A 12,000-nucleotide genomic window follows, 5' to 3' on the forward strand; every position below is an offset into this window, starting at 1 on the left:
ACGGCCGAGTCCGGCGGCCGGGCCACCGCCGTGGCGCTGGAGGGTGGGGCCGAGGTGGCGGCGGCGGCTGTCGGGGCGGGGGAGATCGGCCCGCTACCGCCCGCGGACGCCCTGGCCCTCATGGCCTGGTGCGGGGCCAGCGGGGGGGCCCACGGCCGGCGGCGGGGCATGGCGCCCGGCCGCTTCGGCGCCTGGTGGGCGGTCGCAGCCGCGGCCGGACTGCTCGACGAGTGGCCGGCCGACCCCGACCGGATGGGCGCGGCCGTGGCCCGCCTCGGCTTCTGGGGCTTCCAGCCCCAGGGCCGCCCCACCGGGTGGCGGCTCGGCCTGGTGATCGCCAACCCCGACCTCGACCGGTCGTGGGCCATCTCGGCGCGCGACCCCGCCTAGTCGCGGCGACGGACCCCAGTCCCGCCGGCGCCCGCTCACTCCGGCGTCAGGGACTCCCCAGGACCCTGCTGGTGTAGGCGTTGGCAAAGCGGCCGTCGGGGTCGGTCCGCTCCCGCGCCGCCTGGAACTCCTCCCACCGGGGATACACCGGCTGCAGCGAGGCGGCGTCGCGGAAGTGCAGCTTGCCCCAGTGGGGCCGCCCCTCGAGAGGCGCCATGATCGCCTCCACCCCGCGGAAGTACTGGTCGTAGGACAGGCCCCGGTACATGTGCACGGCGATGTAGCAGCTCTCCCGGCCCTGGCTGGTCGACAGGGGGATGTCGTCGGGAGCGGAGAAGCGCACCTCGACCGGGAAGCTCACCATCAGCCCGGCGTCGGCGACGAAGGCGCGCAGCTGGTTGAGGGCGTTGGCGCACTCCGCACGCGGGATCGAGTACTCCATCTCGCAGAACCGCACGAACCGCGGCGTGGTGAACACCTGGTCGCTGCGCGCCACGTACTCGCGCGTGCCGCTGCCCGGCACGGCGGTGGCCAGGCGCGGCGTCCACTCCGGCCGGAGCCGGCCCAGCCGGCACACCGCCCCGAACGCCAGGTTCTCGAGGACGATCTGCTCGTAGAACTCGCGCGTCCGGCTGCGCCCGCCGGGCGGCCGGCCCGTGCGGTTGTTGGCCTTGGTCAGGGCCCAGCCGGTGTGGGGCACCCAGTAGAACTCGAAGTGGTCGTTGCCGTCGACGTGCTCGTCGAGCGACGACAGCACGTCGTCGACCCGCATCGGGCTCTCGACGGCGTGGAGGTTGAAGGTGGGAACGCACTGCAGGGTGACGGTCGATATCAGCCCCAGGGCGCCGAGCCCGATGCGGGCGGCGGCGAACAGCTCGGGCTCCTCGTCGGCCGAGCAGGTGAGCACCGAGCCGTCCCCGGTGACCAGCTCCATCCCCACGACCTGCGCCGCCAGCCCGCATAGCCGGGCACCCGTCCCATGGGTCCCGGTCGAGACCGCCCCCGAGATCGTCTGGTAGCCGACGTCCCCCAGGTTCGGCATGCCGAGGCCGAGGGCGGCCAGCTCCTCCCCCAGCCTGCGGATGGTGATGCCCGACTGCACCGTGACCCGCGCCCGGTCGCGGTCGACCGAGACGACCTGGTCGTAGCGGTCGAGGCGGACCTGCACCCCGTTGGTGCAGGCGATGTCGGTGAACGAGTGCCCCGAGCCCACCGGCTTGACGGTCGCCCCGTCCGAGGCCGCCGTCTTCACGACCTCGACCAGGTCGGACAGCGAGGTGGGGCGCGCCACCCGGACGGGCGCGCACCGCTGGTTGCCGCCCCAGTTCACCCAGCGGGCGGCGGCCATGCCCGAAGGCCTACTTCTTGGCCTTGACGGCGTCGATCAGCTTGGGGAGCACCTTGTGCACGTCACCGACCACGCCCAGGTCGGCGATCGAGAAGATCGGGGCCTCGGCGTCCTTGTTGATGGCGACGATGTTCTTGGAGCCCTTCATCCCCACCATGTGCTGGGTCGCGCCCGAGATGCCACAGGCGATGTACACCGTCGGCTTCACCGTCTTGCCGGTCTGGCCCACCTGGTGGGAGTACGGCACCCAGCCGGCGTCGACGATGGCGCGCGACGCGCCGGCCGCCCCGTTGAGGAGCTTGGCCAGCTCCTCGATCAGGGCGTAGCCCTCGGCCCCGCCCAGGCCCCGGCCGCCGGAGACGACCACGGCCGCCTCGTCGAGCGTCGGCCCCTCGCGCTCCTCGACGTGGCGGTCCAGCACCTTGGCGGCGCCCGTGGCGCCGATGTCCCCGACGGCCAGCTCGACCACCTCGGGCGCGCCCCCGCCGGACTCCTCGGCCGCGAAGGTCTTGGGCCGCACGATGAACAGGCCCGGCCCGGCGGCGGTGAAGCGGGCCCGGGCTATCTGGGTCCCGCCGAAGATGGCGTGCTCGGTGACGAGGGCGTCCCCCTCCTTGGCGATCCCGACGATGTTGGAGATCACCGGCCGGTCGAGCTTGGCCGACAGCCGGCCGATGATGTCGCGGCAGTCGTAGCTCGAGCTGCCGAGGATGGCGTCGGGCGCCTCGCCGCCGTTGATCCGCTCCGCCAGGGCGCTGGCCACGGGCGCTCCGGCCAGGCCGTCACCGAGCTCGGACACCGCCAGCAGGCGCCCCGCGCCGTGGGAGCCGAGGGCGGCGGCAGCGGAGGAGGCGCCCGGGCCCCAGACCACGGCGTCCACCGCCGAGCCGAATCCGCGCGCCGCGGTCAGCAGCTCGAGACCGCCCGACGCCGCCTTGCCGTCGACGACGTCGACCAGGACCCAGATCTTGTCGATTGCCATTCCTCTCGGGACCTCTCCTCTAGATGAGCTTCAGCTCGGCCAGGAAGGCGACGACGCGCTCGTGGGCGTCGCCCTCGTCGGTGATCTTCTCTCCCGCCTTGCGCTCCTCGGCCGGGGCCACGTCGACGACCTCCTGGCGGGCACCCTTCCCACCCACCTCGTCGGCCGACAGGCCGAGGTCGGCAGCGGTCAGCTGCTCGACGGGCTTGCTGCGCGCCGCCATGATCCCCTTGAACGACGGGTAGCGCGGCTCGACCACGCCGGCGGTCACGGTCACGAGGGCGGGGAGCGGGCACTCCACCTCGTCGTAGCCCGCCTCGGTCTGCCGGTTGACCTTGACCTTCCCGTCGCCCACGTCGACCGACTTGGCGAAGGTCACCGACGGCAGGTCGAGCAGCTCGGCCATCTGCGCGGGCGTGGTGCCGGTATAGCCGTCGGTGGACTCGGTGGCCGCCACGACCAGGTCGAACTCGGTGCGCTTGATGGCGGCGGCCAGCACCTTGGCGGTCCCTAGGGCGTCACTCCCCGCGAGGGCGTCGTCACTCACCAGGATGGCCTTGGCCGCGCCCATGGCCAGCGCCGTGCGCAGCCCGCTGGTCTCCCCGTTGGGGGCCATCGACACGAGGGTCACCTCACCGCCGCCGGCCTTCTCGGCCAGCCGCAGGGCCATCTCCACGCCGTAGGCGTCCGAGTCGTCGAGGATCAGCTTTCCCTCGCGCTTGAGGGTCTTGCTGCCGGGGTCCAGCTGCCCGGGGGCGGCCGGGTCCGGTATCTGCTTCACGCATACGACGACGTTCATGTCGGCATTCTCACGGATGGGGCCGGGACCCGTCGAATGGGGCGCCCCGGGGGGTGGGGGCGCCGAAGTCGGGTAGCGTCGCGGCCTTGGCGACGGTGGATGAAGTGCGCCTGGTCGTCCCGGCGGGCCCCGAGTTCGTGCGACTGGCGCGGGTCACAGCCACCGGGTTGGCCAGCCGACTGGGGTTCAGCTACGACGAGATCGAGGACCTCCGGCTGGCGGTCGACGAGCTCTGCCACGCCGTCATCGGGCCGTCGGGACGCGCCGGCATCGTGACCCTGCGCTATCTGATGGAGGACGAGGGCCTGTGCGTCGAGGGCCGCGGCCACTTCGATCCCGGCGGGCCGCCGGTCGCCCTGTCCGACCTCGCCCACCAGATCCTGTCTGCACTGGCCGACGAGCACGACGTGCGCGAGGACGACGGCCAGCCCACGGTGTGGTTCCGGAAGCGGGCCCGAGAGGGACGCGGCCCCGACGGGAACGGGCGGCATGCCGACTGAGCCCCAGGCCCGCCCCCAGCGGGACCGTCCCCCGGAGAAGGAGCAGCGCGACGAGCTGCGCCAGCAGTTCGCCGAGTTCGCCACCTCCCGGGACCCGGCTCTCCGGGAGCAGCTGGTCAACGCCCATCTCGGGTTGGCCGAGTACCTGGCCCGCCGCTTCGCCAACCGGGGCGAGCAGCTCGACGACCTCATCCAGGTGGCTTCCATCGGTCTGGTGAAAGCCGTCGACCGCTTCGACCCCGAGCGGGCGGTCGAGTTCTCGACGTACGCCACCCACACCATCGTCGGGGAGCTCAAGCGCCACTTCCGGGACAAGGGCTGGGCGGTGCGGGCCCCCCGCCGGCTCCAGGAGCTGTACCTCCGGCTGGGCCAGGTGGTGGCCACGCTGTCCCAGCAGCTGGGCCGCTCCCCGACCATCGCCGAGTTGGCCGTCGAGGTGCAGGCCTCCGAAGAGGAGGTGCTCGAGGCGCTGGAGGCGGGCCAGGCCTACCGGTTCGCCTCTCTGGACGCCCCCGCCCCCGGCCCCGACGACGAGGGCTCATCCACGCTGGCCAGCCAGCTGGGTGAGGACGACCCCACCATGTCCGCCGCCGAGGACCGCGCCGCCCTGTCTCCCCTGCTCGACAAGCTGCCCCCGCGGGAGCAGCGCATCCTGTTCCTCCGCTTCTTCCAGGGCCTCACCCAGTCGGAGATCGCCGCCCAGCTGGGGATCAGCCAGATGCACGTGTCCCGGCTGCTGGCCCGCTCCCTGGCCCAGCTGCGCGCGGTGGCCGCCGAGGGCTGAGGGTCCGCACCGCCGGGCCGACTCGTCCGGGACCGGGTTGATCCGTGCGCCTGCAGCTGATCGTCAACGTCTCGGCGTCAGGGGTCACGCCTCGGGTCCGGGTGGTCATTGCCGAGGCCCTGGCCGCCCGGCACGACCTGGAGGTGGTGCTGACCGCGGCCCGCGGCCACGCCACCGAGCTGGCCGCCGAGGCGGCCGCCGACGGACGCGACGCGGTGGTGGTGCTCGGGGGCGACGGCACCCTCAACGAGGCCGCCAACGGCCTGGCGGGGACGTCGACGGCGCTGGCGGTGATGCCGGGCGGCTCGACCAACGTGTTCGCCCGGACCATCGGGGTCCCGGCCGACCCCGTCGACGCAACCGGCCAGCTCCTCGACACCCTCCAGGCGTGGGACGAGCGGCGCGACGGGTTCGAGGCGCTGCGCCGGCGGGTGGGCATGGGCGTGGTCAACGGCCGGCGCTTCCTGTTCCACCTGGGCGTGGGGTTCGACGCCGCCGTGATCGACCGGGTCGAGCGGCGCGGCGTGCTCAAGCGCTACGCCGGCCACCCGGTGTTCGTGATGGCGGCGGTCCAGACCCTCGTGCGCGGCTACGACCGGCGCCGGCCCCGCTTCCGGGTCGAGGCCGACGGGGACAGCCTCGACAACGGGTACTTCGCCGTGTTCCTGAACAGCGACCCGTACACCTATCTGGGTCGGCGTCCCCTCCACCTGGCCCCCGGGGCCGACCTCGACTCGGGCCTGTCGGTCGTGGCGTTCACCGCCCTCGGGGCCCGGTCCCTCCTCGGGGTGGCCGGCCGCGCCCTCGGCTCGGGCCGGCGGGTGGCCCGCCACCCCCGCATCTGGGCCCGGACGGGCCTGCCCGCCGCCGAGGTGTGGTCCCACGCCGAGGCGGGGCCCGTCCCGTACCAGGTCGACGGGGACTACCTCGGGCTGGCCGACCACCTGGCCCTGGCCCACACCCCCGGGGTGCTGGAGCTGATGGTGCCGGCGGCGCCGGGCGCCACCCCGGCTGGACCGGGGACCCTGACCGAGCCCGCTACCGACGCTCCCCCCGGGCCGGAGCCCCGGCGTCGACGGCTGCGGTCACGTCTGCGACGCGGTCGGTGATCACGGCGTCGACCCCGCAGGCGGCCAGCCACACGGCCCGCTCGGGCTCGTTGACGGTCCAGGTGTTGAGGAGCAGGCCGGCGGCGTGGACCGCCCGGGCCAGCGCCTCGGTCACCGCCTCGTGGTGGGGGTGAAGGGCGGCGTAGCCGCGCTCGACGGCGAGGCCCAGGGCCTGCTGCTGATCGAAGGCGGGCACGGTCAGCAAGCCCACCGGCACCTCGGGCGCGGTGGCCACCACCGCGTCGAGGGTGGCGGGGGTGAACGAGGACACGATCAGGGCCCCGGCCGCCAGTCGGTCGGGCCGGGCGGCCAGGAGGGCCGCCACTTCCCGGGCCGTCAGCTCGTCGGGATCGAAGCCCGGCTCGTGGGGCCCGTTCTTGACCTCCACGTTCACCACTCCCGAGGCGCAGGCGTCGAGGGCGGCCTCGAGGAGCGGGACGTGGGGGGGCAGGTCGCGGACCCGGAGGCCGGCCAGCGGACCGAGCCCGGCAACCACCGCGTCGTGGTGCACGGCGAGGGCGCCGTCGGCCGTGCGCCGGACGTCGAGCTCCACCCCGTCGGCGCCGCCACGCAGGGCCTCGGTGAAGCCGCCGAGGGTGTTCTCGCCCTCTCCGGCACCCGTCCCGCGGTGGCCCAGGACCAACACCGGAGGCAAGTTCGAGGCGTCAAAGCCTTGCTTTCCCAACACCCTCATCTTATGATCGACAGATCGTGCAAATCCGGACCGGGTCGCTCTGCCGGGACGCATGTGAAACAATTCACGAAGCCCATTCAGACACCAGACATCTGACCGCAGTGCCGAGGAGGCCGCAGTGGCCCTGACGTGGAGCCGATCGATCGACTGGGACACCGGAGATTGGCGGACCGTGGCGTTGTGCCGGGACACCGATCCGGACCTCTTCTTCCCGATCGGGACCACGGGACCGGCCCTCGAGCAGATCGAGGATGCCAAGGCCGTCTGCCGGGAGTGCCCGGCGCTGGAGCCGTGCCTCGAGTTCGCCCTCGCCACCAACCAGGAGTCGGGGGTCTGGGGCGGGACGTCGGAGGAGGAGCGCCGCAAGCTGCGCCGCTCCTGGCTGGCCGCCCAGCGCAAGGCTTCCTAGACCGGAGCCACTGCTCGAAATCGTCGGTGCGACCGCCGCGGGGTCGGGCCCCGCGGCACGAGGCGGGCGAGGTCCTAAGGACCCGGGTGCCCGCCGCCATGACTAGGCGAGGCCTTCGGGCTCCGGGAGCGGAAGGGTGATCGTCACCCGGGTCCCCTCGTCGACCGCCATGGTGATCGTCCCCGCCAGCTGACCGGTCACGAGGTCGCGGACCAGCGACAGCCCCAGGCTGGTCGTGCGGTCCACGTCGAATCCGTCGGGCAGGCCGCAACCGTTGTCCCACACCATGACTGCCAGCTCCTGGCCGTCGTTGTGGAACTCGATGCCGACCCGGCGCCGGCTCAGCTCCCACGGCCCCGACCCGGCAAAGGCGTGCTCGACGGCGTTCTGCAGCAGCTCGGCCAGGACCACCGCCAACGGCGTGGCCACCTCGGCGGGCACCTCACCCGGCTGCCCGTCCAGCTCGATCCGCACCGGCCCCTCGAAGGAGACGGCGGCGTCCTCGGCCATGTGGGTGAGCGAGCGCACGATCTCGGCGAGCGCGACCTGATCACCGGGGTCGCGCGACAACACCTCGTGCACCATGGCAATCGAGCGGATCCGCCGCTCGGCCTCCTGCAGGGCGGTGCGGGCCTCCTCCGATCCCAGCCGGCGGCCCTGCAGCCGCAGGAGCGAGGAGATCGTCTGCAGGTTGTTCTTCACCCGGTGGTGGACCTCGCGGATGGTGGCGTCCTTCGACACCAGGAGCCGGTCCCGCCGGCGCAGGTCGGTGACGTCACGGAGGAGGACGATGGCGCCGGTCGGGCGGGTCTCCTCCAGCAGCGGGATGGTGCGCACCAGCACGCTCGTGTCCGGGCGGCGCTCCACCTCCTCGGTCACGGGCACCGCCGCGTTCAGAGCCCGGCCGACCGAGTGCGCCTCGAGGCCGAGCTCTTCGAGCTTGGCGCCCTCGACGTTGCTCGTCACGCCCATGCGGTGCAGGGCGCTCACCGCGTTCGGCGACCCGTAGACGATGCGCCCGCCGGTGTCGACCAGCAGCACGCCGTCACCGACGCGGGGGGACTCCCCAGCCCACTCCTCGCCGCCACCGAAGGGATACGCCCCGCTCACGATCATCCGGGCGAGGCGATCGAACGTCTCCACGTACACCCGCTCCAGCTCTCCCGTGCGCCGCCCGACCGTGGGGGCCGACTCGCGGGTGATCACCGCCAGCACCCTCCCCAACCGGCGCACTGGGATGCACTGCACGCGGGCCCGCTCCCCGCCCGGAGGCTGGTACTCCCCCTCCATGATCGTGCCCGAGCTGAACGCACTGGTCAGGGAGGGGCGCTCCGCCTCGGTGTAGACCCGCCCGACCATGTCCTCCCGGTAGAGCGTCGGATTGGTGCTGGGGCGCATCTGGCCCACCACCACGAAGCGGCTCAGGTCTCCTGCCTCCACCGGCGTGAACAGCAGGAGATCGGCGAAGCACAGGTCGGCCAGCATCCCCCACGACGCGATCAGCGACCGCAGGTGGGCCACGTCGTCGGAGGACAGCCCGTCGGGAAGGGTCTCGCTCATCACCGGGTCTTCATCGTTCCGGAAGGGCAACGGGGTGGCGCCGGCGGCCGGAGTAGCCCGCCAGCTCGGCGTAGCCGGCGCCGCGGACCATCGCCACCAGCTCCGAGCTGCGGAAGGCCACCTCGCCCACCCCGTGGGTGTCGGAGGCCAGGGTGACCGGGACCCCGGCGGCGTGGAGCCGGGTGAGCAGATCGGGAGCGGGGTAGGCCTCCCCGACCGGCTTGCGCCATCCCGCCGACGACACCTCGGCCGCCATCCCGGCCGCGCGCGCGGCCTCGGCCATGCGGGCGTGGAACTCGCCGCTCGGGCCCGGGCCGGGGGTCGGCGCCGTCCCCCGCCCAGAACTCCCCGACGGCCTCCCGCGCCCGGGCAAAGCGGAACAGATGCTCGGTCAGCGCGATCTGCCCCACGCCCCGGGCCGCGGCCCGGTCGCAGTAGGGCGCCAGCTCGTCGACCGTTGGCGGGTGGTCCGTGGTCCCGTGGGGCCACAGGTGCACGTGGTAGTCCAGCACGGCTGCGCCCGGGTTCTCAGCCCCAGAAGTGCTGGCCGAGGCGCAGCAGGCCGGAGAGATCGGTGATGTCGGTCTCGAAGAACGGCACGGTCGCGATCACGTCGGGGCTCACGGCCAGCTCGCCGCGCTGTTCCGCCTCGCGCTGCGCGACGACCTGGAAGTTGAGGAAGCTCTCGGATATCTCCACCAGGACCCGCTCGACCGAGGACGGCTCACCCACCTCGGGGCCGAGGGTCTCGGCCAGCTCGGGCGCCGAGGCGGCGATGCGCTCGGCCACCCCGGTGGCGGCCTCGTTGAGCAGGTAGTCGGGGAGCACCCGGTTGAGCACGACCGCGCCCAGGTGCAGCTTGCGCTCGTTGAGGGCGTCGATGAAGAACTCCGCCTCGTTGAGCGGGGAGGCCTCGAGGGTGCTCACGACGAGGAACGTGGTGCGCCGGTCGTGGAGCAGCCGCGACACGGCCTGGGCCCGCTCGATGAACCCGTCGTACATCGTCTGGAACAGGATGAAGAACTCGGCGATGTCCTGCAGGAACTGCGTGCCGAGCACCCGGTCCGCCACCTGGTAAAACGGCCGCGAGGCGAAGTTCACTATCCGCGACCGGTACGGGGCTATGAGCCACCGCAGCAGCCGGCTGGAGAAGAAGTCGCTCATCCGCTGCGGCGCCTCGAGGAAGTCGATGGCGTTGCGCGTGGGCGGCGTGTCGACCACGATCAGGTCGTAGCGGCCCTCGGTGTGCAGCTCGTAGAGCCGCTCCATGGCGATGTAGTCGTGGCTCTGCACGAAGCGGCCCGAGATGTTGCGGTACAGCGGGTTGCCGAGGATCTTCTCGGCGGTGGCGGTGTCGGGAGCGTGGCGACGGACCAAGGCGTCCCATGACTGCTTGGTGTCGAGCATGGCCGCCCACAACTCACCCCGCGGGGTCACACCCGAGTTGCGGAAAGCCTCGGGGGGGACGGGATGCTCATCGTTGCCGATGCCCGCCAGGCCCAGGGCGTTGGCCAGTCGGCGGGCGGGGTCGACGGTCAGCACCAGGACCTTGCCGCCGTGGCGAACGGCGGCCATGGCCGCGGCGGCGGCCGCCACCGTCGTCTTGCCAACACCGCCCGAGCCGCACGACACCGCGATCTCCTTGGCCGCCAGCAGCTGGTCGACCGAGTGGGCGGCGCCCGCCGTCCGCGTCGGCGTCACAGGCCGAGCTCCGCCGAGAGCGCCGACGCGACCTGGCGCAGGGCCCGGACGCCGTGGGCGCGCGTGAACAGGTACGGGACGTACAGGAGGGGCACGGCTGCGTCGATGCCCTGGCGCAGTCGGTCGAGATGGGCGGCCCGGGTGCGGCGCATGGTCACCGCCAGCCGGGCGGCGGCCAGGATCGGCCCGGGTTCACCACCGGCGTCCTTCTCGATGCGCGCCGCCACCTCGGGCTCGCACAGCGTCTCGAACAGGTCCTCCTCGGAGCGGGTGAACAGCTCGGGCAGCACCCGGTTCACGATCACCGCCGCCAGCTCGACGGTCGTCTCGTCCTGCACCCGGGCCGCCAGCTCGACGGTCTCGTTCACCGGCATCTCCTCCGGGGTGGCCACGATGCACAACCCCGTCAGCTCGGGGTCGGAGAGGATGTCGAGCATCCATCCGGTCTGCTGGCTCACCAGCCCGACGTGGACCACCTCGTTGATGCCCTGGGGGGCGGCCAGCTGGCCGATGATGTGGCCGGTGGCGCTGGCGTCGACGACCACCAGGTCGTAGTGGTTCTCGCGCACCTCGTAGCAGAGCTTCCCCACGGTGAGGATCTCCTTCACTCCGGGGGCGGCGGTGGCCACGAAGTCGAAGGCCCGGGCCAGGGGCCCGATCCGGCCCGCCACCGGGATCCGGAGGAACAGGCTCAGGTACTCCCGGAGCGACTCCTCGGTGTTCATGGACATGGCCCACAGTCCGGGCTGGAGCTCTGACGGCTTGAACCGGGTGGGCCCGCACTCGTAGGAGGCGGCCAGGTCCCCCTTGGGGTCGACCTCGCAGACCAGGGTGCGCTGGCCTCGCTCGGCGGCCAGGAGGGCCAGGGCGGCAGCCATGGTCGTCTTGCCGACCCCGCCCTTGCCGCTCACGAAGAGCAGCCGGCGGTCGAGGAGCGGTCTCAGGGTGCCCCGAAGCCCACCCGGCGGTCGTCTCCCGGGGCCCCGATCTCGACGTAGGCCACCTTGGCGGAGGGGATGCCGACCCGGCGTCCCTTCCGGTCCTCGAGCCAGAGCACCCCGTCGGCGCTGCCCAGGGCCTGGTCGATGGACTTGCCGAGCGCGGCCCGGTCGGTGTCGTCGGCCAGCTCGATCTCGATCTCCCTCGGCGCCTGGGTGACGCCGACACGAACCACGAACAAAGCGGCTCCTTCCAGCCCGGGGCGGTCATCGTACCGGCGGTCCGGGGGGTCCCTCCCGTGCCGTCACACCGCCGAGTAACACTGGCGGTGATGGGACAAGTCACCGAGCGGGCCCGCCAGTGGGCCGCCACCATGGAGGGCCACCCCCTGCGCCTCGACCGCCCCGACGGGACCAGGCAGGTCCGGCGGGCCCACGCCGGGGAGGCGGTGCCCCTGGTCGGCACCGGGGCCATCGGCCGGGAGGAGCGGGAGGCCTACGAGGCCGCCGCCCTGGCGCCCGGGGCCACCCGGTCCCTCGGCGCCGGGAACCGGGCCCGCCCCGAGGAGCCCGACCCTCTGCGCACCTGCTTCGAGCGGGACCGGGACCGGATCCTGCACTCCACCGCCTTCCGCCGGCTGGCGGGCAAGACCCAGGTCTTCGTCTTCCCGGACGACCACCAGCGCACCCGGCTCACCCACGCCCTGGAGGTCACGCAGGTGGCGGGCGCCATCGCCCGCGCCTGCCGGCTCAACGTGGCCCTCACCGAGGCGATCGCCCTGGGAC

At 73.0% G+C, this 12,000-nt stretch carries 15 protein-coding genes; 6 read left to right on the plus strand and 9 right to left on the minus strand.

Features of this window, described 5'->3' with window-relative positions; translation table 11 throughout:
* On the plus strand, window positions 1–390 hold a 390-nt coding region (locus tag VFW24_00290), incomplete at its 5' end, for a hypothetical protein (GenBank protein ID HEX5265188.1).
* Between the two features lie 46 nt (window positions 391–436).
* Here the strand turns inward: VFW24_00290 and VFW24_00295 are convergent.
* The 3 genes from VFW24_00295 to VFW24_00305 are packed head-to-tail and all read right to left on the minus strand — an operon-like array spanning window position 437 to window position 3,519.
* Complete coding sequence (locus VFW24_00295; protein ID HEX5265189.1) at window positions 437–1,738, minus strand: D-arabinono-1,4-lactone oxidase; 1,302 nt, start codon at window positions 1,736–1,738, stop codon at window positions 437–439.
* 10 nt (window positions 1,739–1,748) lie between these two features.
* Complete coding sequence (locus VFW24_00300; GenBank protein HEX5265190.1) at window positions 1,749–2,720, minus strand: electron transfer flavoprotein subunit alpha/FixB family protein; 972 nt, start codon at window positions 2,718–2,720, stop codon at window positions 1,749–1,751.
* Between the two features lie 19 nt (window positions 2,721–2,739).
* On the minus strand, window positions 2,740–3,519 hold the full coding sequence (locus VFW24_00305) for an electron transfer flavoprotein subunit beta/FixA family protein (protein HEX5265191.1): 780 nt from the start codon (window positions 3,517–3,519) through the stop codon (window positions 2,740–2,742).
* A 95-nt stretch (window positions 3,520–3,614) separates the two neighbouring features.
* Between VFW24_00305 and VFW24_00310 the strand changes: the two genes are divergently transcribed.
* From VFW24_00310 to VFW24_00320, 3 genes are read left to right on the plus strand one after another with little or no spacing between them, the layout of a single operon-like run.
* Entirely contained in the window at window positions 3,615–4,019 is a 405-nt protein-coding gene (locus tag VFW24_00310) for an ATP-binding protein (protein HEX5265192.1), read from the plus strand.
* Window positions 4,009–4,803, plus strand: coding sequence for a SigB/SigF/SigG family RNA polymerase sigma factor (locus VFW24_00315; protein HEX5265193.1), 795 nt, complete (start codon window positions 4,009–4,011; stop codon window positions 4,801–4,803). The genes VFW24_00310 and VFW24_00315 overlap by 11 nt, the downstream gene beginning before the upstream one ends.
* 44 nt (window positions 4,804–4,847) lie before the next feature.
* On the plus strand, window positions 4,848–5,912 hold the full coding sequence (locus VFW24_00320; protein ID HEX5265194.1) for a diacylglycerol kinase family protein: 1,065 nt from the start codon (window positions 4,848–4,850) through the stop codon (window positions 5,910–5,912).
* On the opposite strand, the gene VFW24_00325 is transcribed toward VFW24_00320, so the two are convergent.
* Entirely contained in the window at window positions 5,842–6,558 is a 717-nt protein-coding gene (locus VFW24_00325; protein ID HEX5265195.1) for a glycerophosphodiester phosphodiesterase, read from the minus strand. The genes VFW24_00320 and VFW24_00325 overlap by 71 nt on opposite strands.
* 172 nt (window positions 6,559–6,730) lie before the next feature.
* On the opposite strand from VFW24_00325, the gene VFW24_00330 reads away from it, so the two are divergent.
* Window positions 6,731–7,015 carry a WhiB family transcriptional regulator gene (locus VFW24_00330; GenBank protein ID HEX5265196.1) on the plus strand — a complete coding sequence of 95 codons (285 nt, stop codon included), beginning with the start codon at window positions 6,731–6,733 and terminating at the stop codon, window positions 7,013–7,015.
* A 102-nt stretch (window positions 7,016–7,117) separates the two neighbouring features.
* Here VFW24_00330 and VFW24_00335 read toward each other — a convergent pair whose 3' ends face one another.
* The 5 genes from VFW24_00335 to VFW24_00355 form a co-directional block, all read right to left on the minus strand.
* Window positions 7,118–8,575, minus strand: coding sequence for a histidine kinase N-terminal domain-containing protein (locus VFW24_00335; GenBank protein HEX5265197.1), 1,458 nt, complete (start codon window positions 8,573–8,575; stop codon window positions 7,118–7,120).
* Between the two features lie 10 nt (window positions 8,576–8,585).
* Entirely contained in the window at window positions 8,586–8,858 is a 273-nt protein-coding gene (locus VFW24_00340) for a hypothetical protein (GenBank protein HEX5265198.1), read from the minus strand.
* A gap of 245 nt (window positions 8,859–9,103) precedes the next feature.
* Window positions 9,104–10,276 (minus strand): ArsA-related P-loop ATPase, encoded by a 1,173-nt coding sequence (locus VFW24_00345; protein HEX5265199.1) that lies wholly within the window; start codon window positions 10,274–10,276, stop codon window positions 9,104–9,106.
* Window positions 10,273–11,187, minus strand: a complete 915-nt coding sequence (locus VFW24_00350; protein HEX5265200.1) for an ArsA family ATPase — start codon at window positions 11,185–11,187, stop codon at window positions 10,273–10,275. The genes VFW24_00345 and VFW24_00350 overlap by 4 nt, the downstream gene beginning before the upstream one ends.
* Before the next feature lie 29 nt (window positions 11,188–11,216).
* Window positions 11,217–11,450: a DUF3107 domain-containing protein gene (locus VFW24_00355; protein HEX5265201.1), complete on the minus strand. Its 234-nt coding sequence runs from the start codon at window positions 11,448–11,450 to the stop codon at window positions 11,217–11,219.
* Between the two features lie 96 nt (window positions 11,451–11,546).
* Between VFW24_00355 and VFW24_00360 the strand changes: the two genes are divergently transcribed.
* Window positions 11,547–12,000 (plus strand): deoxyguanosinetriphosphate triphosphohydrolase (locus VFW24_00360; GenBank protein ID HEX5265202.1); only part of this gene is annotated, 454 nt, incomplete at its 3' end.

The organism is Acidimicrobiales bacterium, assembly GCA_036273495.1.
Lineage (GTDB): Bacteria > Actinomycetota > Acidimicrobiia > Acidimicrobiales > JAJPHE01 > DASSEU01.